General features: G+C 33.3%; 27 protein-coding genes. 23 read left to right on the top strand and 4 right to left on the bottom strand.

Features of this window, described 5'->3' with window-relative positions; all coding sequences use genetic code 11:
• Positions 1-64: 64 nt before the first annotated feature.
• The 8 genes from sufB (at position 65) to F1592_RS03925 (ending at position 8,424) form a co-directional block, all read left to right on the top strand.
• Positions 65-1,462: a Fe-S cluster assembly protein SufB gene (sufB, locus tag F1592_RS03960; RefSeq protein ID WP_037537233.1), complete on the top strand. Its 1,398-nt coding sequence runs from the start codon at positions 65-67 to the stop codon at positions 1,460-1,462.
• A gap of 201 nt (positions 1,463-1,663) precedes the next feature.
• On the top strand, positions 1,664-2,344 hold the full coding sequence (locus F1592_RS03955) for a hypothetical protein (protein ID WP_107609796.1): 681 nt from the start codon (positions 1,664-1,666) through the stop codon (positions 2,342-2,344).
• A 292-nt stretch (positions 2,345-2,636) separates the two neighbouring features.
• Complete coding sequence (locus F1592_RS03950; RefSeq protein WP_037537231.1) at positions 2,637-3,710, top strand: NAD(P)H-dependent flavin oxidoreductase; 1,074 nt, start codon at positions 2,637-2,639, stop codon at positions 3,708-3,710.
• A 125-nt stretch (positions 3,711-3,835) separates the two neighbouring features.
• A complete protein-coding gene (locus F1592_RS03945; protein ID WP_053017942.1) occupies positions 3,836-4,684 on the top strand; it encodes a DUF72 domain-containing protein in 849 nt (282 codons plus the stop codon).
• Positions 4,685-4,697: 13 nt separating this feature from the next.
• On the top strand, positions 4,698-5,525 hold the full coding sequence (locus tag F1592_RS03940; RefSeq protein WP_053017943.1) for a sulfite exporter TauE/SafE family protein: 828 nt from the start codon (positions 4,698-4,700) through the stop codon (positions 5,523-5,525).
• 21 nt (positions 5,526-5,546) lie between these two features.
• Positions 5,547-6,869, top strand: a complete 1,323-nt coding sequence (locus F1592_RS03935; RefSeq protein ID WP_053017944.1) for a bifunctional metallophosphatase/5'-nucleotidase — start codon at positions 5,547-5,549, stop codon at positions 6,867-6,869.
• A 133-nt stretch (positions 6,870-7,002) separates the two neighbouring features.
• Entirely contained in the window at positions 7,003-7,923 is a 921-nt protein-coding gene (lipA, locus tag F1592_RS03930) for a lipoyl synthase (RefSeq protein ID WP_029376689.1), read from the top strand.
• Between the two features lie 108 nt (positions 7,924-8,031).
• On the top strand, positions 8,032-8,424 hold the full coding sequence (locus tag F1592_RS03925; RefSeq protein WP_011276293.1) for a YutD family protein: 393 nt from the start codon (positions 8,032-8,034) through the stop codon (positions 8,422-8,424).
• Positions 8,425-8,496: 72 nt separating this feature from the next.
• Here the strand turns inward: F1592_RS03925 and F1592_RS03920 are convergent, their stop codons facing one another.
• Positions 8,497-8,763, bottom strand: a complete 267-nt coding sequence (locus F1592_RS03920) for a DUF3055 domain-containing protein (RefSeq protein ID WP_037548938.1) — start codon at positions 8,761-8,763, stop codon at positions 8,497-8,499.
• 102 nt (positions 8,764-8,865) lie between these two features.
• Here F1592_RS03920 and F1592_RS03915 point away from each other — a divergent pair, with 102 nt between their 5' ends.
• The 8 genes from F1592_RS03915 to dltD all read left to right on the top strand — a co-directional run bounded on the left by F1592_RS03915 (position 8,866) and on the right by dltD (position 15,765).
• Complete coding sequence (locus F1592_RS03915; RefSeq protein ID WP_053017578.1) at positions 8,866-9,300, top strand: DUF86 domain-containing protein; 435 nt, start codon at positions 8,866-8,868, stop codon at positions 9,298-9,300.
• On the top strand, positions 9,300-10,091 hold the full coding sequence (locus tag F1592_RS03910; RefSeq protein WP_037537225.1) for a TIGR01457 family HAD-type hydrolase: 792 nt from the start codon (positions 9,300-9,302) through the stop codon (positions 10,089-10,091). Before F1592_RS03915 ends, F1592_RS03910 begins: the two co-directional genes overlap by 1 nt.
• A gap of 18 nt (positions 10,092-10,109) precedes the next feature.
• The gene (locus F1592_RS03905) at positions 10,110-11,075 is read left to right on the top strand and encodes a 2-hydroxyacid dehydrogenase (RefSeq protein WP_053017576.1); all 966 of its coding nucleotides are present in this window, start codon (positions 10,110-10,112) and stop codon (positions 11,073-11,075) included.
• Between the two features lie 439 nt (positions 11,076-11,514).
• Entirely contained in the window at positions 11,515-11,643 is a 129-nt protein-coding gene (locus F1592_RS03900; RefSeq protein ID WP_160380485.1) for a teichoic acid D-Ala incorporation-associated protein DltX, read from the top strand.
• Positions 11,644-11,657: 14 nt separating this feature from the next.
• Positions 11,658-13,115, top strand: a complete 1,458-nt coding sequence (dltA, locus tag F1592_RS03895) for a D-alanine--poly(phosphoribitol) ligase subunit DltA (RefSeq protein ID WP_053017574.1) — start codon at positions 11,658-11,660, stop codon at positions 13,113-13,115.
• Positions 13,112-14,326: a D-alanyl-lipoteichoic acid biosynthesis protein DltB gene (dltB, locus tag F1592_RS03890; protein ID WP_037537222.1), complete on the top strand. Its 1,215-nt coding sequence runs from the start codon at positions 13,112-13,114 to the stop codon at positions 14,324-14,326. The genes dltA and dltB overlap by 4 nt, the downstream gene beginning before the upstream one ends.
• 15 nt (positions 14,327-14,341) lie before the next feature.
• Positions 14,342-14,578 carry a D-alanine--poly(phosphoribitol) ligase subunit 2 gene (dltC, locus tag F1592_RS03885; RefSeq protein ID WP_011276285.1) on the top strand — a complete coding sequence of 79 codons (237 nt, stop codon included), beginning with the start codon at positions 14,342-14,344 and terminating at the stop codon, positions 14,576-14,578.
• Positions 14,575-15,765: a D-alanyl-lipoteichoic acid biosynthesis protein DltD gene (gene dltD, locus F1592_RS03880; RefSeq protein WP_149809551.1), complete on the top strand. Its 1,191-nt coding sequence runs from the start codon at positions 14,575-14,577 to the stop codon at positions 15,763-15,765. The genes dltC and dltD overlap by 4 nt, the downstream gene beginning before the upstream one ends.
• Positions 15,766-15,846: 81 nt before the next feature.
• Here the strand turns inward: dltD and F1592_RS03875 are convergent, their stop codons facing one another.
• Entirely contained in the window at positions 15,847-16,089 is a 243-nt protein-coding gene (locus F1592_RS03875) for a NifU family protein (protein ID WP_002433501.1), read from the bottom strand.
• A gap of 103 nt (positions 16,090-16,192) precedes the next feature.
• Here F1592_RS03875 and F1592_RS03870 point away from each other — a divergent pair, with 103 nt between their 5' ends.
• Positions 16,193-16,513: a YuzD family protein gene (locus F1592_RS03870; RefSeq protein ID WP_053017567.1), complete on the top strand. Its 321-nt coding sequence runs from the start codon at positions 16,193-16,195 to the stop codon at positions 16,511-16,513.
• An 81-nt stretch (positions 16,514-16,594) separates the two neighbouring features.
• Here the strand turns inward: F1592_RS03870 and F1592_RS03865 are convergent, their stop codons facing one another.
• Positions 16,595-17,659: an NAD(P)/FAD-dependent oxidoreductase gene (locus F1592_RS03865; RefSeq protein WP_048667954.1), complete on the bottom strand. Its 1,065-nt coding sequence runs from the start codon at positions 17,657-17,659 to the stop codon at positions 16,595-16,597.
• A 353-nt stretch (positions 17,660-18,012) separates the two neighbouring features.
• Here F1592_RS03865 and F1592_RS03860 point away from each other — a divergent pair, with 353 nt between their 5' ends.
• The 6 genes from F1592_RS03860 (at position 18,013) to F1592_RS03835 (ending at position 23,793) form a co-directional block, all read left to right on the top strand.
• Positions 18,013-18,258 carry a YuzB family protein gene (locus F1592_RS03860; protein WP_037538976.1) on the top strand — a complete coding sequence of 82 codons (246 nt, stop codon included), beginning with the start codon at positions 18,013-18,015 and terminating at the stop codon, positions 18,256-18,258.
• A 12-nt stretch (positions 18,259-18,270) separates the two neighbouring features.
• The gene (locus F1592_RS03855; RefSeq protein ID WP_037538972.1) at positions 18,271-18,630 is read left to right on the top strand and encodes a HesB/IscA family protein; all 360 of its coding nucleotides are present in this window, start codon (positions 18,271-18,273) and stop codon (positions 18,628-18,630) included.
• Between the two features lie 365 nt (positions 18,631-18,995).
• Complete coding sequence (locus F1592_RS03850) at positions 18,996-20,204, top strand: NAD(P)/FAD-dependent oxidoreductase (RefSeq protein ID WP_011276277.1); 1,209 nt, start codon at positions 18,996-18,998, stop codon at positions 20,202-20,204.
• Between the two features lie 210 nt (positions 20,205-20,414).
• Positions 20,415-21,884, top strand: coding sequence for a M17 family metallopeptidase (locus F1592_RS03845; RefSeq protein WP_053017565.1), 1,470 nt, complete (start codon positions 20,415-20,417; stop codon positions 21,882-21,884).
• 189 nt (positions 21,885-22,073) lie between these two features.
• Entirely contained in the window at positions 22,074-23,393 is a 1,320-nt protein-coding gene (locus F1592_RS03840; RefSeq protein ID WP_016931157.1) for a Na+/H+ antiporter family protein, read from the top strand.
• Positions 23,394-23,415: 22 nt separating this feature from the next.
• Positions 23,416-23,793: a PaaI family thioesterase gene (locus F1592_RS03835; RefSeq protein ID WP_037538741.1), complete on the top strand. Its 378-nt coding sequence runs from the start codon at positions 23,416-23,418 to the stop codon at positions 23,791-23,793.
• A gap of 203 nt (positions 23,794-23,996) precedes the next feature.
• Here F1592_RS03835 and F1592_RS03830 read toward each other — a convergent pair whose 3' ends face one another.
• Positions 23,997-25,163: an NAD(P)-binding domain-containing protein gene (locus F1592_RS03830; protein WP_053017562.1), complete on the bottom strand. Its 1,167-nt coding sequence runs from the start codon at positions 25,161-25,163 to the stop codon at positions 23,997-23,999.
• Positions 25,164-25,319 lie beyond the last annotated feature (156 nt).

Below are 25,319 nucleotides of genomic sequence, written 5' to 3'. Positions count from 1 at the left end.
AGACAATAATGAATATTAAAAATCTCACGCACGTCGTTTTAAATATATTTAAGGAGTGATTGAAATGGCTAAAAAAGCACCTGATGTTGGAGATTATAAATATGGTTTCCACGATGAGGATGTTTCCATTTTCAGATCAGAACGTGGTTTAACAGAAAATATCGTTAGAGAAATTTCAAAAATGAAGGAAGAGCCTGAATGGATGCTTGACTTCAGATTAAAAGCTTTAAAATTATTCTACAAAATGCCAATGCCTCAATGGGGTGGCGATTTATCAGAATTAAACTTTGATGACATCACATACTACGTTAAACCTTCAGAGCATACTGAACGTTCATGGGACGAGGTGCCTGAAGAAATTAAACGTACATTTGATAAATTAGGTATTCCAGAAGCTGAACAAAAATATTTAGCAGGTGTTTCTGCTCAATATGAATCAGAAGTTGTATATCATAATATGGAAAAAGAATTAGAAGAAAAAGGTATCATCTTTAAGGATACAGATAGTGCTTTACGTGAAAACGAAGACCTATTTAAAGAATACTTTGCTTCTGTTATTCCAGCAGCTGATAACAAATTCGCAGCATTAAACTCAGCAGTATGGTCAGGTGGTTCATTCATCTATGTACCTAAGAATGTTAAATTAGATACACCATTACAAGCATACTTCCGTATTAACTCAGAGAACATGGGTCAATTCGAACGTACATTAATTATTGCTGATGAAGGTGCTTCAGTAAACTACGTTGAAGGTTGTACTGCACCTGTTTATACAACAAGCTCATTACACTCAGCAGTAGTTGAAATCATCGTTCATAAAGATGCACACGTACGTTATACTACAATTCAAAACTGGGCTAACAACGTTTATAACTTAGTTACAAAACGTACGTTTGTTCATGAGAATGGTAACATGGAATGGGTTGACGGTAACTTAGGTTCTAAGTTAACGATGAAATATCCAAACTGTGTTCTTTTAGGTGAAGGTGCGAAAGGTAGTACATTATCTATCGCCTTTGCTGGTAAAGGTCAAGTACAAGATGCTGGTGCTAAAATGATTCATAAAGCACCAAACACATCTTCAACAATCGTATCTAAATCTATTTCTAAAAATGGTGGTAAAGTTATCTATCGTGGTATCGTTCACTTCGGACGTAAAGCGAAAGGTGCACGTTCTAATATTGAATGTGATACTTTAATTTTAGATAACGAATCTACTTCAGATACTATTCCTTATAATGAAGTATTCAATGATAATATTTCATTAGAACATGAAGCGAAAGTTTCTAAAGTATCAGAAGAACAATTATTCTACTTAATGAGCCGTGGTATTTCAGAAGAAGAAGCGACAGAAATGATCGTTATGGGCTTCATTGAACCATTCACTAAAGAATTACCAATGGAATATGCAGTAGAAATGAACCGTTTAATTAAATTCGAAATGGAAGGCTCTATCGGTTAATTTAACCTATATTACCAACTTTTTCTTAATAACAATAATAAGTACCAAAGTGTTCCAACTAAGTGAATGCTTTGGTGCTTTTTTATCTCTAAATAGTTAACACTTATTTATATTAATTGTTTATTTTAATATGATATATTTATATATAATATTAAAAAAGTAATTGATTTAACAAAATACATGTTGTGAGAGGACTTTACAATGTTTGACTTTTATGCGAATTGGTATTCGTTGATTATCATTGTTGAATATCTTGCTATATTTTTAGGTTCAATTGGCTTAATCTTTATAGCAATGGTCAGTTTAAGACAAATTCAAAAGAAAAAGAAGATTTGGTATTTAGGAATATTCTTAATTTATTCATCATTACTTGAATTGTTAATACATTTTACAGGGGAAGATATTCATACTTACAACTTGGTCTTTGTCGTAACACTTCTTCCTTTTTTATTGATGTGTTATTTATCGAGTCATTATTTGGTAAAACGGCCATTCAAAACAAAATTAGAATTTGTGAAAACTGGTCACGGTAAAACTAACAAAGTTACCAAGCAAGAAATGAAAGATATGAAAGACGAATTGCAATCGGCTAATATAATTGCATGGTCTGGTTCAATTGGAGCCGCTTTTCTAATAGTTGCTTGGTCAGCTAAAGTAAGATTTATACATAATAAGGAATGGATGATGGCCCAAGAATTGACCAAAACTACTGATAATTTGTTAGGGTTTGGAGGCTTTATGTTTTTAATCTCGGCCTTGTTAATTGCTATTTATTTCATTATTGACGTAGTGTTATGGAATAAAAGAGGTAAATTTCCTGGTCTAGTATTTCGACCAATGATTTTGTGCTTATGGCAATTTTTGTTTTTGATTTCGATTTAAAAATTAATAATTAGATAAGTATCAAATTTAGAAACTTCCTAATTTTAAATATCTTTTTGACATACATAAATATGTGATGTCTGCATAATTAAATAATTATCTATTTATCAAGTGCACTATTGTCAAATCATCATTTTATAAGTAAGGCTAACTTACATAAGTTCAGGCCTTGCTTTTATTTTTTCAAAAATTAGCAAAGTTTACTGAAAATGGGAGTAGGGAATACTTTGAATAATTATTTAAGTGAAATACGCATAGTAATTACCCTAAATTAAAGAAAAGGTGATTTTAAATGTGGTATAACAATCAACTAACGCAATCTTTAAATATTCAATATCCTATTATTCAAGCAGGTATGGCTGGTAGTACAACTGCGGAACTTGTTGCAACAGTAAGTAATAAAGGTGGTTTAGGCTGTATTGGAGCGGGCTACTTTACTACAGAGAAGTTAGCGCAAGAAATTCAACAAGTGCAAGGACTAACATCACAACCATTTGGTGTGAATTTGTTTGTACCAAGTCATCAATCATACACTAATGAACAAGTCGAACATATGAATGCTTGGCTGAAGCCCTATCGTAAGGCATTAAATCTTGAAGAGCCAGTAGTCAATATTTCTGAAGAACAACAATTTAAAAATGCAATTCAAACTGTGATTAAATATAGAGTACCAGTATGTTGTTTCACCTTTGGTATCCCGTCAAAAGAAATCATTGAACAATTAAAAGGTGCTAAAATTACTTTAATTGGTACAGCTACCACTGTAGATGAGGCAATTGCAAATGAGCATGCAGGTATGGATATTGTAGTTGCTCAAGGCAGTGAAGCAGGTGGACATAGGGGGTCATTTTTAACAACCAACAATCAGCGTGAACCGCTCATAGGAACAATGAGTTTAATACCACAGATAGTTGATCATGTATCGATACCAGTTGTTGCTGCAGGTGGTGTTATGGATGGTCGTGGTATATTAGCGAGTCAGATACTAGGTGCACAAGGTGTACAAATGGGAACAGCTTTCTTAACTACTGAAGAAAGTGGCGCAAATCAATTAGTTAAACAAGCAGTGCTTCATAGTAAAGAGACTGATACAGTAGTCACTGACGTATTTAGTGGTAAATCAGCACGCGGTATCAACAATGAATTTGTAGAGACGATGAAACAATACGAAGGGAACATACCGCCATATCCTGTACAAAATCAATTAACTAATTCTATTAGAAAGACAGCCGCTTCTACAGGGCATCGTGAATGGACACATATGTGGAGTGGTCAATCGCCACGTTTAGCTACGTCACAACATGTCAATCAATTGATGGATCGACTTGTTGAACAAGTAGAAACATTATTGACGGTTATTCAATGATTTTTAGGAAAAATAGAGTGTGCATGAGAATGCAACATTTCTGAAAATAATAAGATAATGTAAAGATGATATAGAACAAGTGATATCATAAAATTGAATATGGTATCATATAGCTGGTGATAAAAATGATAAATATAGGTCTTACTGGATGGGGAGATCACGATTCTTTATATGAGGATTTAGAACGACAATCGGATAAGTTGCAAACATACGCTAGTCACTTTCCAATCGTTGAACTTGATGCATCTTACTACGCCATCCAACCTGAAAGAAATATCATGAAATGGATTAAAGAAACACCTGATCGTTTTGAATTTATAGTGAAGATTCATCAAGCACTTACACTACATGCAGATTATAAAGATTACGCAGAAACAAGAAGTGAATTATTCGAGCAATTCAAACAAATGCTACAACCACTTATAGATCATCACAAACTAGCTATGGTCTTAGTTCAATTTCCACCTTGGTTTGATTGTACAGCACAAAATATCAAGTATATCTTGTATGTTCGTCAACAATTGGCTGATATACCGATTTGCGTCGAGTTTCGACATCAATCATGGTTTAACGATCAATTTAAGGAACAAACGCTGTCATTTTTAACTGAGCATCACATTATCCATTCAGTAGTAGATGAGCCACAAGTGCGTGAAGGCTCAATACCACTAGTTAATCGTATTACTACTGAGACGGCTTTTGTACGCTATCATGGAAGAAACAGACAAGGCTGGACCAAAAAAGACATGACCGACCAAGAGTGGCGTGATGTGAGATACTTATATAACTACAACAAAGAAGAGCTTACCGATTTAGCTAATAAAGTTAGAATTATAGAACAAAAAGCTAAAAAGGTTTATGTCGTATTTAATAATAACTCGGGTGGGCATGCTGCTCAAAACGCTAAAACATATCAGGATATGTTAGATATTGAATACACAGGTTTAGCTCCGCAACAATTAAAATTATTCTAAGAGGCGAAATATAATGTTAGTGACAATTATTTTATTAGTGCTTATTGGCCTTTTCTCTGCTATTTTAGGGTCATTAGTAGGTATTGGTGGTGGGATCATTATTGTTCCAACACTGGTATACTTGGGCGTTACACACGATGTTTTACATGGTATTACACCACAAATAGCGATAGGAACATCATCGGTGATTCTAATCGTCACAGGCTTATCTTCATCATTAGGCTACTTAAAGACGAAGCAGGTAGATATTAAAAATGGCTCTATCTTCTTGTTTGGATTATTACCAGGTTCATTGTTAGGTTCATTTTTAAGTAGATATCTTACTTTAGAGTCTTTCAATTTATATTTCGGTATTTTTATGATTATTGTTTCAATTATTTTAATGGTGAGACATAAAATCAAACCGTTTAAGATTTTTGATAAAGAGAAATATCGTAAAACGTATGTTGATTCTGAAGGGAAGACATATCACTATAGCGTACCACCTTTATTTGCATTTGTTGCGACACTGTTCATTGGTATTTTAACAGGTCTATTCGGAATTGGTGGTGGCGCATTAATGACGCCACTAATGTTGATTGTGTTCAGATTTCCACCACACGTTGCAGTTGGTACAAGCATGATGATGATTTTCTTTTCAAGTGTTATGAGTTCTATAGGTCACATTTTACAAGGACATGTTGCATGGTCATATTCTATAGTTCTTATTATTTCAAGTTATATTGGCGCCCAAATTGGCGTTCGTGTTAACCACTCGATTAAATCTGAAACTGTTGTAACGCTATTACGTACGGTTATGTTGATAATGGGTGTATACTTAATTATTAAATCTTTTCTTTAAATAAATATAGGGGGAATTTAAGTGAAGTTAACCATTTTTCACACGAACGATATTCATAGTCATTTAAACGAATATGCACGTATTACATCTTATATGGCAGAACATAGACCTCAACTTCAACATCCCTCACTCTATTTAGATATAGGCGACCATGTGGATTTATCAGCACCAGTGACTCAAGCAACGATAGGTCGTAAGAATGTCGACTTGCTTAATGAGGCTGAGTGCGATATTGCGACGATAGGTAATAATGAAGGTATGACCATCTCTCATGAAGCATTAAATAATTTATATAATAATGCGACATTTAACGTCATTTGTACAAATGTTATTGATGAGGAAGGGAAGTTACCTCATAACATAGCCTCATCATGTATTAAAGAAATTGAAGGCGTACGTATTTTATTTGTGGCTGCAACAGCACCTTTCACACCATTTTACAGAGCGCTTGATTGGATTGTAACGGATCCTTTAGAAGCGATTAAAGATGAAATCGCTAATAAACAGGGTAATTATGATGTACTTATTGTGATGAGTCATGTAGGCATCTTTTTTGATGAAAAGTTATGCCAAGAGATTCCTGAAATTGATGTGATTCTTGGGAGTCATACACACCATCATTTTGATGAGGGTGAAATGAATAATGGCGTACTTATGGCAGCTGCCGGTAAATATGGTTATTATTTAGGTGAAGTTAATTTAACTATTGAAAATAAAAAGGTTGTTAGTAAAGAAGCGATTATTTATCCGGTTGAAACATTACCTATGGTTGAAACAGATTATGAGTCAGAAGGAAAGGCATTGATGAGTGAACCGGTGATTGATTATCCTATCAACTTAAGTAGTAAAACAGATGTCATTACTAAAACGACTTATTTATTAGCTGAAAGTGTATTTGAATTTACTAATACAGATTGTACTATCATAAATGCTGGTTTAATTGTAAAAGGAATTGAAGCGGATAGACTAACGGAATATGATATTCATAAAATGTTGCCACATCCAATTAATCTAGTGCGCGTACGTTTGACAGGTAGTGAATTGAAAAAAGTAATTGAAAAAAGTCAAAAGCAAGAATATATGCATGAACATGCTCAAGGACTAGGTTTTAGAGGAGATATATTTGGAGGCTATATTTTATATAATTGCGGTTTTATCCAGTCAGAAAATAGATTCTTTGTTAATGGTGAAGAGATAGTTGATGATAAAATATACACTTTAGGAACAGTTGATATGTATACGTTTGGTAGATATTTCCCTATATTGAAAGGGAAGTCAATTGATTATATTATGCCTCAGTTCCTTAGAGATATCTTTAAAGATAAGTTATTGAGACTGCAATAGAATAACACAAATAGATTTATGTATATAATGGAATTAAATACAAGGTTGAAATTTATGGTTTATTACGTTTTAATTTAATGTAAATTTCGTTATAATAGGAAAAGATAGATTATACAGGAGGGTATACGTGGTTATGGCTACTAAAAATGAAGAAATCTTACGTAAACCAGATTGGTTGAAAATTAAGCTTAACACGAACGAAAACTATATTGGCCTCAAGAAGATGATGCGTGAAAAGAACTTACACACTGTTTGCGAAGAAGCAAAGTGTCCAAATATACATGAATGTTGGGGAGCTAGACGAACTGCTACATTTATGATTTTAGGTGCAGTATGTACAAGAGCATGTCGTTTCTGTGCAGTTAAAACTGGCTTACCTAATGAATTAGACTTAAATGAACCAGAACGTGTTGCAGAATCAGTTGAGTTAATGAATTTAAAACACGTTGTTATCACTGCAGTTGCACGTGATGACTTAAGAGATGCAGGTTCTAACGTATATGCAGAAACTGTACGTAAAGTACGTGAACGTAATCCATTCACAACAATTGAAATCTTACCATCAGACATGGGTGGTGACTATGAAGCACTTGAAACATTAATGGCTTCTAAACCTGATATCTTAAACCATAATATCGAAACAGTACGTCGTTTAACTCCAAGAGTTCGTGCACGTGCAACATATGAAAGAACATTAGAGTTCTTACGTCGTTCTAAAGAATTGCAACCAGATATTCCTACTAAATCAAGCTTAATGGTTGGTTTAGGAGAAACGATTGAAGAGATTTATGAAACAATGGATGATCTTCGTGCAAATGATGTAGACATTTTAACAATTGGTCAATATTTACAACCATCACGTAAGCATTTAAAAGTTGAAAAATACTATACACCATTAGAATTTGGTAAATTAAGAAAAGTAGCTATGGACAAAGGTTTCAAACACTGTGAAGCTGGCCCAATGGTACGTAGTTCTTATCATGCCGACGAACAAGTAAATGAAGCGGCTAAAGAAAAACACCGTCTAGGTGAAGAAAAATTACAACAAAATTAATTTGAACAATTAAACGGTTTAGATTAAGTTTTTAGAGACTTAGGTTGCACATTTTAAATTGAATTGTGTAATCTAAGTTTTTATTATACGAGTTAAAGGTGACAAATTATGATAAAGATAGGTCAACAATATTTTGAAATCATTGAAGAATATAGATCATGCTTTGATGAAGAATTATTTGCATCGAGATATTCAGATATATTAGATAAGTATGATTTTATTGTAGGGGATTTTGGATATGATCAGCTACGATTAAAAGGTTTTTATAAGGATACGAATAAAAAAGCTGAAATCTCGAAACGTTTTTCGAGTATTCAAGATTATATATTAGAATATTGCAATTTCGGTTGTCCTTATTTTGTATTACGTCATTTATCTAACAAAGAGGTACAACAATTAAATCATGATGAAGAGGATGTTATTTTGTCTGATTCTGAAGATAAATTACATGATGTTAAAATTAAACCTACCATTCAGGAAGTTAAGCACCAAGATGAGTAACTATAGAATTAATAAAATGAGCTGTGAAGAAATCTAAGAGAAGAGATTTTTTCACAGCTTTTAAAATAGTAATTATTGAATGACTTGATTAAGATATTCAATGATTTCATCACTTTCTTCTTGACTCACACCTAAAATATGCGCGATATATCCTTCTTCTTCAATATCATCTGTCCCGATAATACCGAATTTGTTTGTTTGCATATTTAGCACAAGTGTCTTACCGTAATGACGATCTGTTTGAACGAGCATTAAATCATAACGGCTATGTTCACCTACAAAGCCTACAAACTGTACTTGGCTTTGTTCTTCATCATCATATAAGTACATATCTATCATAAGAGTAGAACTCCTTTTATCTTGTATTTTTAATTAAGTATAACGACAAATGAAGACCTATGCAAAACTGTGATATGATAGACATATTAAGAGGTGAAGGATATGTATTTTGTAGATAAAGATCAGCTTACTTTAAAATTAACTTACTTAAATCAACTAATTAAAGATTATGAATCGAATAAAGGAAATCATTATGCATTTGAACGTATCGCACAAATGTTAATTGAATCATCTGTGGATATAGGTAATATGATTATCGATGGTTTTATCTTGAGAGATCCAGGAAATTATAAAGATGTCATTGATATTCTTGAACTAGAAGGTGTTATTTCGAAATCTACTCAACAATATGTTAATGAAACAGTTGACGTTAGAAAACAGTTCGCACACCATTATACAGAACTTGATAATAGCAAGATTCAGCCATTATTTGACGAGGCTTTGCCTTATTATGAACAGTTTATTCAAGAGGTAACTCAGTTCCTTGAGAAAGAGAATGTTCCAGTTACCGCTTTTGGAAAAGGAGACAATAAGTAATGAAGAATTATAAAGGTTATTTAATCGACTTAGATGGAACTATGTATCTAGGTACAGATGAAATCGATGGTGCAGCACAATTTATTGACTACTTAAACAATCATCAAATCCCGCATTTATATGTTACAAACAACTCTACAAAGACGCCTGAAGAGGTAACGCAAAAATTAAAAGAAATGAATATTGATGCGAAACCTGAGGAAGTTGTAACGTCTGCCTTAGCAACAGCAAATTATATTGCAGATGAGAAAAGTGATGCCACGGTATACATGCTTGGCGGCAGTGGCTTACGCACAGCTTTAACTGAAGCTGGATTAACTGTAAAAGATGATGAAAACGTTGATTATGTTGCGATTGGTTTAGATGAAAACGTTACTTACGAAAAATTAGCTGTGGCAACGCTTGCAGTACGTAAGGGTGCAAGATTTATTTCAACGAACCCTGATGTATCGATTCCTAAAGAACGTGGCTTCTTACCAGGTAATGGTGCGATTACAAGCGTAGTTAGTGTATCTACAGGTCAAGCACCACAATTTATTGGTAAACCGGAGCCAGTCATTATGGATATTGCTTTAGACATCTTGAAATTAGATAAATCAGACGTAGCAATGGTTGGCGATTTGTATGATACCGATATCATGTCTGGTATTAATGTCGGTGTTGACACAATTCATGTACAAACTGGTGTAACGACTTATGAAGAACTAAAAGAAAAAGACCAACAACCAACATATTCATTTAAAGACTTAAATGTAGCAATTTCAGAATTAGAAAGAAATGCCCAAAAATAAAAAGAGGGGTGGCATGACATGGTTAAAATTCTAGTCACACGTCAAATTCCAGATCGTTTCGTAGAGCAATTGGAACAGTTCGGCGACGTTAAAATGTGGAAAGAAGCATTTGAACCTATGCCTAGAGAGCAATTTTTAAAAGAATTAGAAGATGTTGATGCATGTTTCATCACATTAAGTGAAAAGATTGATGCCACATGTCTCGAACATGCTAAAAATGTAAAAATTATTGCAAATATGGCGGTTGGTTTTGACAACATTGATGTTAAGTTAGCTCAAGAAAAAGGTATAGTCGTTACTAATACACCTGAAGTACTTACGGAAACGACAGCCGAGTTAGGGTTTACGTTAATGTTAACTGTGGCACGACGTATTGTTGAAGCGGAAAAATATGTACAAGATGGTGAATGGAAAAGTTGGGGACCATACTTATTATCTGGTAAGGATGTTCATGGTTCAACTGTAGGTATTTATGGTATGGGTGATATTGGAAAGAGTTTTGCACGTCGACTTCAAGGATTTAATACCACTATCTTGTATCATAATCGTTCAAGACATGAAGATGCAGAAACAGAACTAAATGCAAGTTATGTATCCTTTGATACATTATTAGCAGACAGTGATTTTGTCGTTTGTACTGCGCCATTGACACCTGAAACTGAGAATAAGTTTAATAAAGATGCATTTTCAAAAATGAAAAACGATGCAATCTTCATTAATATCGGCCGCGGTGCTATTGTAGACGAGGATGCTCTAATTGATGCATTGGACAATCATGAAATTGGTGGATGTGGTTTAGACGTCTTACGTGAGGAACCTATTAAACTTGAACACCCTCTCTTGAAAATGGAGAATGCAGTCATACTACCGCATATAGGTAGTGCTTCTGTAGCAACTAGAGATCGAATGATTCAATTATGTGTTGATAACATTGCTGCGATATTAAAAGGAGCAAAACCGTTGACTCCGATTACTAATAAATAAATTTTAAGAACTTCTAACGTTCAGGTAAAGATTTAACCATGAACGATAGAGGTTCTTTTATTATAACTAACAGTTTTGTTATACCGTATGTAATTGTTAAGCTAACTATTTGGTACTAATATAATTATTGTCATTTGAATTCATCATTGCCACTAATGCAATGTTGTTGATAGTAACATTAACGCATAAAATCTTATTAATTTTTTAAGTGTTAATTTAGCATCATTAGCACAATAGTTTGAAGTGGAAAAATTAATTTGCTTTAAAATCAAATTTTAATTATAATAAGATGAATGTATAATATATAAAAATTATATTTAATGAATTTTGTTTTGTTTTCGGGAATTCGGTTTTAACTCAGGAGTAGGACGAATACTTCACTCCGATATTTGAAATGATAGTGAGGTGCAATAGTGCATTGAAAGAGAATAATCATAAGATGATGCAATATTATGAGAAAGCTAAACCTTATTTATTAACACTTTTATATTTAGCGATATTTATTGCGCTGTACCTAATTTATGGTTCCGGCGATACACATAATAATTTCATTTACAATGAATTTTAATAAGGAGTCTAATTATGACAGATATCATAAATTTAATAAATGACTTCGGTCAAAGTAATCCTGAACGTGTAGCAGTTAGACATAAAGATGAAGAATTAACATATCAACAATTAATGGATGAATCTAGTAAATTAGCGCATCTATTACAAGATAATCATAAGCCGTTAATCGTTTATGGACATATGTCACCTTACATGTTAGTAGGAATGATAGGTGCTATCAAAGCAGGTTGTGGCTATGTACCTATTGATACTTCAGTACCAAGTGAACGTGTGAATATGATTATAAATAAAGTACAACCGGACATTATATTTAACACAACAGATACACAATTAAATCATTCCAATATACAAGAACTTACAATCCAAAGTATCCAAGATTCTGATAATCCAACACTATTTGACAGTCAAATGGGATTAACGGATGTTGTATATACTATTTTTACATCTGGTTCAACAGGTGAGCCTAAAGGTGTTCAGATCGAATATGCAAGTTTAATAGAATTTGCAGAATGGATGGTATCACTTAATGAATCAGAAGGTTCACAAGAGTGGTTAAATCAAGCACCATTCTCGTTCGATTTATCAGTCATGGCAATTTATCCTTGTTTAACATCAGGTGGCACACTTAATTTAGTAGATAAAGAAATGATCAATAAACCTAAATTACTCAATGAAATGTTAGTAAATACACCAATCAATGCATGGGTATCTACACCATCATTTATGGAAATGTGCCTGCTATTACCTAACCTTAACGAATCAAGTTACCCAAGCTTAAATCATTTCTTCTTCTGTGGAGAAATCTTACCTCATAGAACTGCGAAAGCACTTTTAGATAGATATCCAAGTGCAGTGGTTTATAACACGTATGGACCTACGGAAGCGACAGTAGCTGTTACAGGCATTAAATTGACACCTGAAATTATTGAAGCTTATAACCCGCTACCTGTTGGTGTTTCAAGACCTAACACATCATTGTTTACAACAGACGAAGGTGAACTTGTTATTAAAGGTAATAGTGTTAGTCTTGGGTATTTAGATAACAAAGAAAAAACCGATGCGGTATTTAACTTTGAAGATGGACTTCGTATATATCATACGGGTGATAAAGCCATCGAGAAAGATGGGCAATGGTTCATTCAAGGAAGAATTGATTTCCAAATTAAACTTAACGGTTACCGAATGGAATTGGAAGAAATTGAAACGCAACTTAGACAATCAGAATTTGTTAGAGAAACTGTTGTCGTTCCAGTATATAAAAATAATAAAGTAATACATTTAATCGGTGCTGTCGTTCCGACTGAAGAAGTTAAAGATGATTTAGAAATGACAAGACAAATTAAATCTGAACTAAAATCTCGCTTACCTGAATATATGATTCCGAGAAAATTTGTTTGGATGAAACAGTTACCATTAACGTCAAACGGAAAGCTTGATCGTAAACAAGTCGCAGAGGATATTAACGCATGATTCCATATGGCACGTTTACCTTCTTCTTAGTTGCATTTATAGTACTTTTACCAGTCATCATACTCGGATTTTTAGGTAAGCGAAGCTATATTTATAACGGTTTAAGTACTGCAATTATGATTGTCGTCATCTTTTCATCAGATAAACATAATTTATTCGGTAATAAATATTTAAGTATTCAACTCATTAGTTTTGTAATTTATCTCATATGGCAAGTGTTATTAATCATGGGATATTATAAATCAAGACAGAAGAGTAATACATTTAGCAAATTTGTCATTGTTATGATTTTATCCATTTTGCCATTAGCGATTGTTAAAGTATTACAAAGCTCATGGCTAGGTGGTCAACAAATCCATTTCCATGAACACAAGCTTATAGAATTTGTAGGTTTCCTAGGTATTTCTTATGTAACGTTTAAAAGTGTGCAATTAATTATGGAGATTCGAGATGGATCTATTAAAGAGATCAAAGTTGGGAAATTATTCCAATTCATTTCTTTCTTCCCAACGGTATCTTCAGGGCCAATTGATCGCTATAAACGTTTTGTTAAAGACGATAAAAAGGTTCCTACAAGTGAACAATATAGGGAAATGGTTGCCAAAGCGATACACATGATTATGCTTGGATTTTTATACAAGTATATTATCGCTTATTTAATCAATGTTTATGCAATTCATCCATTATTAATGAATCTAGATGGATTTACTCATAAATGGCTATATATGTATGCTTATAGTTTCTATTTATTCTTTGATTTTGCAGGATATAGCTTGTTTGCTGTAGCAGTAAGTTATTTATACGGTATTAATACACCGCCTAACTTCAAGCAACCTTTCAAAGCTAAAAATATAAAAGACTTCTGGAATAGATGGCATATGTCATTATCATTCTGGTTTAGAGATTGTATTTATATGCGTACATTATTCTATATGTCACGTAAAAAAACATTTAAAAGTCAATTTGCGATGTCTAATTTCGCATTCTTCTTAAACTTCTTTATCATGGGTGTGTGGCATGGTTTAGAGTTATTCTATATCGTTTATGGTATTTACCATGGACTAATGTTTATTGGTTATGGATACTATGAACGTTGGAGAAAGAAACATCCACCACGTTGGCAAAATGGTTTTACTACAGCGTTGAGTATTATCATTACTTTCCATTTTGTAGCATTTGGATTTTTAATCTTTTCAGGAAAATTAATTTAAAAGGAGTCATAAATTATGGAATTTAAAGAACAAGTATTAGATTTATTAGCTGATGTGGCAGAAAATGATGTTGTAAAAGAGAACCCTGATGTTGAAATCTTCGAAGAGGGTATCATCGATTCATTCCAAACGGTAGGTTTATTACTTGAGATTCAAAACAGATTAGGCATTGAAGTATCTATCATGGATTTCGATCGTGATGAGTGGGCAACTCCAAACAAAATTGTTGAAGCATTAGAAGAATTACGATGAAATTAAAACCATTTTTACCAATTATTATTAGCGGCATTTTATTTCTAGCCTTCGTATTAATGCCTGCTAGCTGGTTTACTGGATTAGTTACAAACAAGGCAGTCGCTAATAATAGAATATCTTTAACAGATCAAGTTCTTAAAGGTACGCTCATTCAAAATAAACTATTTAGTAGTGATAAATATTATCCAATATATGGGTCAAGTGAACTAAATAAATTAGATCCATTTAACCCTGCACTTGCTCTAAATCATAGAAAACATACTAAACCAATTTTTCTAATTGGTACGGGTGGTAATACAGATTTAATCAATGCAATTGAATTAGCTGGTCAATATGATCAACTAAAAGGGAAAAAGATGACATTTATTATTTCACCACAATGGTTTAGTACACATGGTGTTAATGATCGTGATTTTGCAGCACGTACAACACCAAATCAAATTAATCAGTTATTTCAACAAAAAGATATGCCTTCAGAATTAAAAGAGAGATACGCCAAACGCTTATTACAATTTAAAAGTGCGTCGAATAAAGAATTCTTGAAAGGCGTCGTAAATAATCACGGTGAAGTAGATGGTAACTATGTTTCTCGCTTTAAAGAGAATCAGTTATTAAAAATTGAAGCGATTAAAACTTACTTCTCATTAGATAAGTCGCCATTATCACATGTGAAACCTGTGACAGAGCCAAATGTATCATGGCAGGAAATGCAAGATAAAGCTGTGACATTAGGTGAGAAACGCTCATCATCAAATAATTATGGAATACGTAATGAATATTGGGAAAAACTTATGCATAAAAAGCCAATGAATCATCGTAAATATGAGTTTAAAATGAACTCTCCAGAATTTAATGATTTATCATTGTTAGTGGATACAATGCATAATGCAGGTGCAGACGTACAATATGTTATTTTACCGGTGAATGGTAAATGGTATGATCACTTAGGTATTGAACGCTCAACAAGAGAACCAGTCTATAAGAAAATACATCAAACTGTAGTAGCACATGGTGGTAAGGTGTATGATATGTCAGATAAAGATTATGAGAAATATGTTCTTAGTGATGTCGTTCACGTAGGTTGGAAAGGTTGGGCTCACATGAACCAACATATTGTTCAACATATGAATGATGACAAAAACCCGCACAACAAAGATCATAATAAACAACATGAACACCAATAATTAACAAAAGCACCAACGCGCAGAGTTTAAGAACTCTGCGCGTTGGTGCTTTATTGGATATATATCATATATGTTAGACGCTTAGAATACTTGTTCAACTTCGATAACGCCCGGAACTTCTTCGTGTAACGCACGTTCAATGCCGGCTTTTAATGTGATTGTTGAGCTAGGACAAGTACCACAAGCTCCGTGTAATTGTAATTTCACGATACCATCTTCTACATCTACTAATGTACAGTCTCCACCATCACGTAATAAAAATGGACGTAAACGTTCAATGACTTCAGCTACTTGATCAAACATTGTTGCATTCTCAGTAGGCATGAGATATGTCTCCTTTCAAGTAAATTACTTCATAAATTCATTATTAATTTATTATAATAGATAAAGAAAGAAAAATCTATAAAACAAAACGGGGGATTTGAGTATGACTAAAGTAAGCGTGGTAGTATATGGCGCTGATGTCGTATGTGCAAGTTGCGTCAATGCACCAACATCTATTAATACATTTGAATGGATTAAGCCTTTATTAGAAAGAAAGTATCCAGACATTCAATTTGAATACACATACATTGATTTTCAAAATCAAACAGATAATTTAAGTGATCATGACCAACAGTATATTGAACAAATTGAGGAAGATGAGTTATTTTATCCTTTAATTACAATGAATGATGAGTATGTAGCAGATGGTTACATTCAAACAAAGCAAATTACAAATTTTGTAGATAAACATTTTGCAAAATAATTTAAAATATAATTCTTGAGAAAAAGAGGTTGGGGTAGGATAGAATTCATGATGAATTCTATCCTACCCCATATTTTAATATTAACCATTATGATATTTATATAACCATAAGACGCCCGATTTAAGTATATGAGCAAGACGTCCGGTAACTGTACGGTCCATAATATAGGCAAAGCCTTTTTTCTCGCCAAGTGAACCAAGGAAACCTTGTACTTTTAATTCAGGCATTTTATCTGGTAATGGTTCATTATTCCATTGTTTCTTAAGTACATCAGCGATTTGATCACCTTGAACTTCGGCTAATTGTGCACTTGGTGCATGAGGTAAATCAGCACAATCTCCGACTATAAATACATTAAGGTATGTTGGAACTTGATGATATTGATTGATGATGACACGTCCACTTCGATTGATATCAATCGGTAAATGTCTTACAACTTCAACCGGTTGAATTCCAGCAGTCCAGACAACTAAATCAACATTTTCTGGTGTACCACTATTATAGATTTTTCCTGGTTCCACTTTATCAATTAAAGAATTAGGCACTACTTTAACATTGTTTTCACGGAACCATTTAGCGATATAATTGCTTAATTTTTCAGGGAAATTCCTTAAAATTCGCTCACCACGGTCATATAGTATGACTTCTAAATCTTCACGACTTTCACGAAGCTCACTTGCTAACTCGATGCCGCTTAAGCCAGCACCAACAATACCTACACTAGCGCCACTAGGTAATTCACTAATACTATGAAATGTTTCGCGCGCTTTGGAGAGTGTTTGAATACTATGCGTGTATTCCTCAGCACCAGGAACATTATGATATTTATCTTCACAACCTAAGCCAATAACTAATTCATCATAATCTACTTTTGTATTACCAACAGATACGATTTGAGCATCTAAATCAATATCATTAATTTCTCCGTAAATTGTATTAACGCGTTCTGAATCAGGAAAATTCATACGAACATCACTATCAGACTTAGTACCCGCAGCTAAAGCATAAAATTCTGGTTTCAAGCCATGGAATGGCATACGATCAATTAACGTTAAAGTATAATTTTCTGGTAATGCATCAGGTAAGATACGCGACATAATACGCATATTACCATAGCCGCCACCAAGTAATACTAAATTTTTCATCTGTTATACCCCTTTATAAAAATTTGTTATTCCGAAATAATTTTGACTAATACCCTTTGAATTAAGCAAACTTTAGTAAATTGCATAAACTTTTATTTAAAAATTTCAAACAATCAAAGTAGTTTATCAACCACATTTATTGCCCCTAACAATAAAGTGTATGATATATGTATATAGTTATTATATCTTTTTTTCAAAATGACTACAATGAAATGTGTGATAGGGAAACTAAGCTAAAGATATAGATGTGTATTGTTGTTCTAAATAATATGAAAATGTTGAGCGAGGACAATGCAGTCCAAGTTAAGATTTGTTATAATAATATAATTAAAAAATGAAGAAGAAGGTGAAGTATGTTTCCATTAGTCGAATTTTGCATTTCAAATATGGCAAAAGGCGGAGACTACGTTTACGATAAACTTGAGAATGATCCTGATGTGGATGTATTAGAATACGGATGTTTAAATAATTGTGGCGTATGTTCATGTGGGTTGTATGCATTGGTAGATGGTGATACTGTTGAAGGTGATACACCAGATGAGTTATTAAATAATATTTATAAACATATAGAAGAGAATGACTTTACTAACTTATTATAGGAGGAATGGTTTATGTCAACTGTAACATTAACTGAAGCAGCAGCTTATGAAGTAAAAGATATGTTGAAAAGTAATGACATGGAAGATGGATATTTAAAGATTAAAGTAAACGGTGGTGGCTGTACAGGTCTAACATATGGCATGTCAGCTGAAGAACAACCAGGAGAAAACGATGAAGTACTTGAATTTTATGGATTAAAAGTATTAGTAGACAAATATGATGTGCCTGTATTAAATGGTACGACTATTGATTTCAAACAATCTTTAATGGGTGGAGGATTCCAAATTGATAACCCTAACGCAATCGCTTCATGTGGTTGTGGTAGTTCATTTAGAACTGCTAAAGTAGCTGGAAATCCGGAAGAATGCTAATATAATTGCAAGTAATTTATCACTAAGGGTAATCCTTTAAGACAGTAATTTTCAGGATAATATGATTATTTTAATAATAGTCTTGTTGTTGCTTGAAAATGAACTATAAAAGCTATAAAATTGAAGATGGATTGAACTTTGTCTTTTTTGTGAACTAAAGTTCATAAAATCGAACTGAAAATGAAAGTGTTGACTAAGACTATAAATGGGGATGAACAATAGGTTAAGTGCAAAGTCTTTTAAATGAATCAGATAAACATATATTAAGGTAAAATATATTGTTACATCTGAACTTTGTTATGTTCTGAAATTTGTAGCCTTTTTCTACATTTAAGAAAATAATTATGAAAGCTTAGGTGAATGAAATGGCACAAGATCGTAAAAAAGTACTTGTTTTAGGTGCAGGTTATGCTGGTTTACAAACAGTAACTAAATTACAAAAAGAACTTTCTGCTGACGAAGCGGATATTACATTAATTAACAAAAATAAATATCACTACGAAGCAACTTGGTTACATGAAGCTTCAGCTGGTACATTAAACTATGAAGATTTAATTTACCCAATTGAAAGTGTAATTAAAGAAGATAAAGTTAAATTTATCAATGCAGAAGTAACTAAAATCGACCGTAACGCTAAAAAAGTAGAAACTAATCACGGTATCTATGATTACGACATTTTAGTAGTAGCATTAGGTTTCGAAAGTGAAACATTTGGTATTAATGGTATGAAAGACTATGCATTCCAAATTGAAAATATTGAAACTGCACGTAAATTATCTCGTCACATCGAAGATAAATTTGCAAACTATGCAGCTTCTAAAGAAAAAGATGATAAAGACTTAGCTATCTTAGTTGGTGGTGCAGGCTTTACAGGTATCGAATTCTTAGGTGAATTAACTGAAAGAATTCCTGAATTATGTAATAAATACGGTGTTGATCAAAACAAAGTTAGAGTAACTTGTGTTGAAGCAGCACCAAAAATGTTACCAATGTTCTCTGATGAATTAGTTAATTACGCAGTTAACTACTTAGAAGATCGTGGTGTTGAATTCAAAATTGCTACACCAATCGTTGCTTGTAACGAAAAAGGTTTCGTAGTTAAAATTAATGATCAAGAACAACAACTAGAAGCTGGCACAGCAATCTGGGCTGCTGGTGTTCGTGGTAGTAAATTAATGGAAGAATCATTCGAAGGTGTTAAACGTGGACGTATCGTGACTAAACAAGATTTAACTATTGAAGGTCATGATGATATCTTTGTTATTGGTGACGTTTCAGCATTCATCCCAGCTGGTGAAGAACGTCCATTACCAACTACAGCACAAATTGCAATGCAACAAGGTGAACACGTTGCGAAAAGCATTAAAAACATCTTAAACGGTCAAGCAGCTACAGACTTTGAATATGTTGATCGTGGTACTGTATGTTCATTAGGTGCACATGATGGTGTTGGTATCGTATACGGTAGAGACATTACTGGTAAAAAAGCTGCATTCATGAAAAAAGTTATCGATACTCGTGCAGTATTCAAAATCGGTGGCGTAGGCTTAGCATTCAAAAAAGGTAAATTCTAAGTTTCTCATATAAATTATCTAATATGATTTTGAAAATAAATATTAATTTAAAGCTACAATGCAAATTCGCAGTAGCTGACTGAACTGAAAAAGCGCATAAATCAAGCTTTTCTCATTTCTAGTCATCCTTATGGGGGTGGAACAACGAATTCATTGTGAATTCTGTTCCACTCCTTCTTTTATATGATATAAAAAGGAAGTGTAGAGGTTATGGTTAATTTCAATATAAGTAATACAGTTTTAAATTCAGAAGTACTTATTATAGGGTTGCCTGATCACATCAATCAACTTGGTTATATTAGTTACAATAATGAAGATATAACAAAACAAATTGATACATACCGTCATCATCATTTAGTTAGTAGTCAATTAGGTAAAATATCTTCAACTTTGTTACCTTTAAAAGACTCATCAAAACGACTTATTACTATTGGATTAGGAAATTTAAAGACGCTTGATTATGGTGCGCTATTGAGAGCTTTCGGCAATTTATTTCAATTTTTAAAAGAAGAACGTGTAACTGAAGCAGATGTATTATTCGATACATTGATTTCAAAGAAAATGGAGCAAACCCAAGTCGCAGAGGTTATGGGACTACAAAGTGAACAGGCAGTTTATAGTTTTGACAACTATAAATCTGATAAATCTGCACCCTATCAATTAGAGTTAAACATAAGTACGAATAAAGAAGACTTGCATCGATATTTTATCAATGGTGCTATAATCGGACAATCGGTTAATGTTGCACGTGACTATAGTAATATGCCACCTAATATACTGACGCCTAATTATTTTGCTGAACAGGTTACGCAACACTTTGATCAAACATCAGTAAAAGTTGATATTAAAGATGGAAAACAATTATTAGATGAAGGATTCGGACTTATTCATGCTGTTGGTAAAGGGTCGGAGAATCCTCCTATTGTAATAACTATGACATATAATGGTGGTGACAGTGAAGACGCACCAATTGCATTAGTAGGAAAAGGGATTACATACGATTCAGGTGGCTATAGCATTAAATCGAAGATAGGTATGCAGACTATGAAATTTGATATGTGTGGCGCAGCTAATGTAGTTGGAATGATTGATGCGATATCACGCTTGCAACTTCCTATCAATATTGTAGGAGTTATTGCTTCTGCTGAAAATATGATAAGCAGTAATGCAATGAAACCTGATGATGTATTGACGGCATTGAGTGGTGAAACAGTTGAAATGTTAAATAGTGATGCGGAAGGGCGTTTAGTACTAGGAGATGCTGTATTCTATGCTAATCAATTTCAACCTAAGATAATTTTAGATTTCGCTACATTAACTGGAGCTGCAGTTGCAGCACTAGGTGAAGATAAAGCAGCTTTATTTAACTCTAATGCAGATAAAGAGATTGAGGAAATACGAGTTAGTGCTAAAGAAATGAATGAATATGCTTTTGAATTACCTATGACTCAAACTGAGCAACGATTAATACGTCAATCTGACGTTGCAGATTTGGTCAATCATACAAACGGTCATGGAAAAGCACTCTTTGCAGCCACATTTATTACTCATTTTAGTGGATCTACACCACATATCCATTTCGATATTGCTGGTCCTGCGACAACTAACAAGACGAGCTATAAAGGTCCAAAAGGCCCAACTGGCAGCATGATTACTACTGTATTAAATTGGTTAAGATAATTAGAAAAGTAGAAATTATTTGGTTAAGGAGTAGAAACATGTGCTGTTGCATGTTTTTACTCCTTATTTAATAAGCATAATCTTATTAACTTAGAATGTAATTCTACATTGACAACGTATTAGCTACTTGGTATGATAAGGAACATATTAAATACTTTAGTTCGGTAGAGAGATAAAGGATGTGTTGTTATGTTTAATGCAGTTGTAATAGCCGTATTATTAATGATTGTTTTATGCTTATGTAGACTAAATGTAGTTATTAGTCTGTTCATTAGTGCATTAGTAGGCGGTCTCATTTCTGGAATGAGTGTTGAAAAGGTAATCAGTGTATTTGGAAAAAATATTGTAGACGGTTCCGAGGTAGCGCTAAGCTATGCATTATTGGGTGGATTTGCAGCATTGATTTCATATAGTGGTATTACAGATTATCTTGTAACTAAGATAATCCGCGCAATTCACTCTGAAAATAGCAGACTATCAAGAATAAAAGTAAAAATCATTATTATCATAGCTTTACTTGCGATGAGTATAATGAGTCAGAACCTTATACCGGTTCACATTGCTTTCATTCCAATAGTTATACCGCCACTATTAAGTCTGTTTAATGATTTAAAAATTGATAGAAGACTTATTGCTCTAGTCATCGGATTTGGTTTATGTTGGCCATATGTCCTATTACCATATGGCTTTGGACAAATTTTCCACCAAATTATTCAAAGCGGTTTCCAAAAAGCACATCATCCTATCGAATTTAATATGATTTGGAAAGCCATGTTGATTCCTTCACTTGGTTATATAGTTGGTTTAATCTTGGGTATGTTTTATTACCGTAAACCACGAGAATATAAAACAGAAACTTATGTGGAAGATGAGAATACAATTAATGAAATTAAACCTTATGTACTCGTAGTTACAATAGTCGCTATATTAGCTACATTCTTAGTTCAAACTTTTACAGATTCAATGATTTTTGGTGCATTAGCAGGTGTACTCGTATTCTTTGTTTCAGGTGTCTACAAATGGAGAGAATTGGATAGTCAATTTGTTGAAGGTATTAAAATCATGTCATTTATAGGTGTTGTTATTCTTTCAGCTAATGGTTTCGCAGGTGTCATGAATGCAACTGGAGATATCGAAAAATTAGTATCAAGTTTGACTGACATTTCAAGTGGTCACAAGTTATTAAGTATTGTCATCATGTACATTATTGGTTTAATTGTAACTTTAGGAATTGGTTCATCATTTGCAACAATTCCTATAATTGCGACATTATTTATTCCACTTGGTGCTTCACTCGGCTTAAGCACTATGGCTCTAATCGCTCTAGTAGGAACTGCGAGTGCTTTAGGTGATTCAGGATCTCCCGCAAGTGATTCTACACTAGGGCCAACAGCTGGGTTAGATGTGGATGGACAGCATGATCATATTCGCGATACATGTATCCCGAATTTCTTATTCTATAATATACCTTTAATGGTATTTGGTACGATTGCAGCTATGATATTATAGGTGTAATGAGGTGAACAATTAAATGACTAACTTATTGGAAACGTTCGAAATGCAGATTGAAGAAACATCAGAGGGTAAAGTAGTAATTTCAATGCCTGTTACTGATAAAGTTAAACAACCATTTGGTTATTTGCATGGTGGTGCAACAATTGCTTTAGGTGAAACAGCGTGTTCATTAGGCGCTGCTAATCTAATCGATACGAATTCGTTCATACCACTAGGTTTAGAAATGAATGCTAACCATATTCATTCGGTTAAAGAAGGTCGTGTTATTGCTACAGCAACGATTATTCATAAAGGAAGTACAACTCAAGTTTGGAATATAGAAATAAAAAGTGAACAAGGCCAATTGATAAGTGTTATGAGAGGAACAATTGGAATTAAACTTTTAAAGCAATAAAATACCAAACGCTGCTTTAGTTCGATTAAGCATCATTTTAAATATCCTAATTGTAAAAGTATTTGTCTAAGAAAGAACGCAGGCGTGGGACGGTGAATTCATAAAGAATTCTGTCCTGCGCCTGCTTTTTTATAAGAAATATACAAGAGATCGTATTAAAAAATAGTTTATAGTTGTTACGTTGACAATTACTTCTAATGAAATTAAGCATGTTTTTGGATAGGTTGAGCCGATAAACGTTTATAGGCCTGCTTAATTCTTTGAGCGGCTTCTCTTCCACCCATGATATTTCTAGCAAAAGGCCCCAGTTCTAAATCTGCTAAACCACCTGACACAAACAATTGAGGTAACCACTCTAATTCAGAACTAATAGAAGGTAATCCACAATGTGTTAAAGGTGCATCTTCATTTTTAATTAATGATTGAATCATAGGCTGTTTTAATAGTGTTGGTTCAAAACCGGTTGCTAATAAAATGAAATCATACGGGACAGCCGCTTGTTCTGTATGAATTTGATGTTGGTCAACTGATAAAATATTCTCTTTATGAATTATAAGTCGTCCAGATTGAATATGTTTCTTAAGTCGTAAATATAACTCTCTAGGCATTGAACCTTTATGTCTTTCGTGTTGAATGATAGACTGCCGTTCTAAAGAGGATTCAATATTTAAAAAGTGATTCATATTTTTAGGACCTAACCAACCTGGATCTGCATCGAAATGTTGGATATCAATGTCTTTATTCATCCATAAATGAATAACTTTATCATGAGATTGATTTATAAGTTTTAAAGTTAAATGGGCAGCAGAAATACCACTTCCTATAACGTGAGAACTAAGTCCATACATAGTTGTATTAAATGATTTATCGAAGATGTGGCACACATCATCAGCATCTTGATAAATATTAGGAATGTAGGGTTTATGCGTACATCCATTTGCTAATATAACGCAATCCGTGTGTATGACTTGATTATCATTTAATTGTATTTGCCATTGCCCATCTTTCTTTGCTAATGCTTCTACATAGCCTTGAATATGATTTTCGTTTAAATCATAATGATGAACTTGTTCGTGAACATGATGCATAAACATATCTGTTTGAGGACGTTGGTATTGACCATAAGTACCGTGCGCATATTGTTGAACTTTAGCGAATTGTTTTAAATGGAATGGGTTAGGGTGGATGTGATGTACAATTGGTGAACGCAAATAGGGCATGCTGATACGATGAGAAAAATCATTAAATTGTTCACATAGTGTGGCATAAGGGTCTATAATTGTTAATTTACCTCTAGATAGCCCTAATTCTCTTAGTTGAATCGCAATTGTTGTACCTTGTAAACCGCCACCGATAATTGTCCAATGCATAATAACACTTCTTTCTTTATAAAACGTAATAATTACGATTTATATTATCATAAATATGTAGACTAGACAATAAAAAAAGGGCGGGGACAGAAATCATTTTGAATTCTGTCCCCGCCCGCAATTGTGACTTGAGCTATATAAAGTTTGCTATAAGAA

Origin of the sequence: Staphylococcus sp. GDX7P312P, assembly GCF_008385775.1 — a bacterium.
Lineage (GTDB): Bacteria > Bacillota > Bacilli > Staphylococcales > Staphylococcaceae > Staphylococcus > Staphylococcus haemolyticus.
Note: the sequence above shows the minus strand (reverse complement) of the source record. Positions and strands in the feature narration are given on the sequence as shown.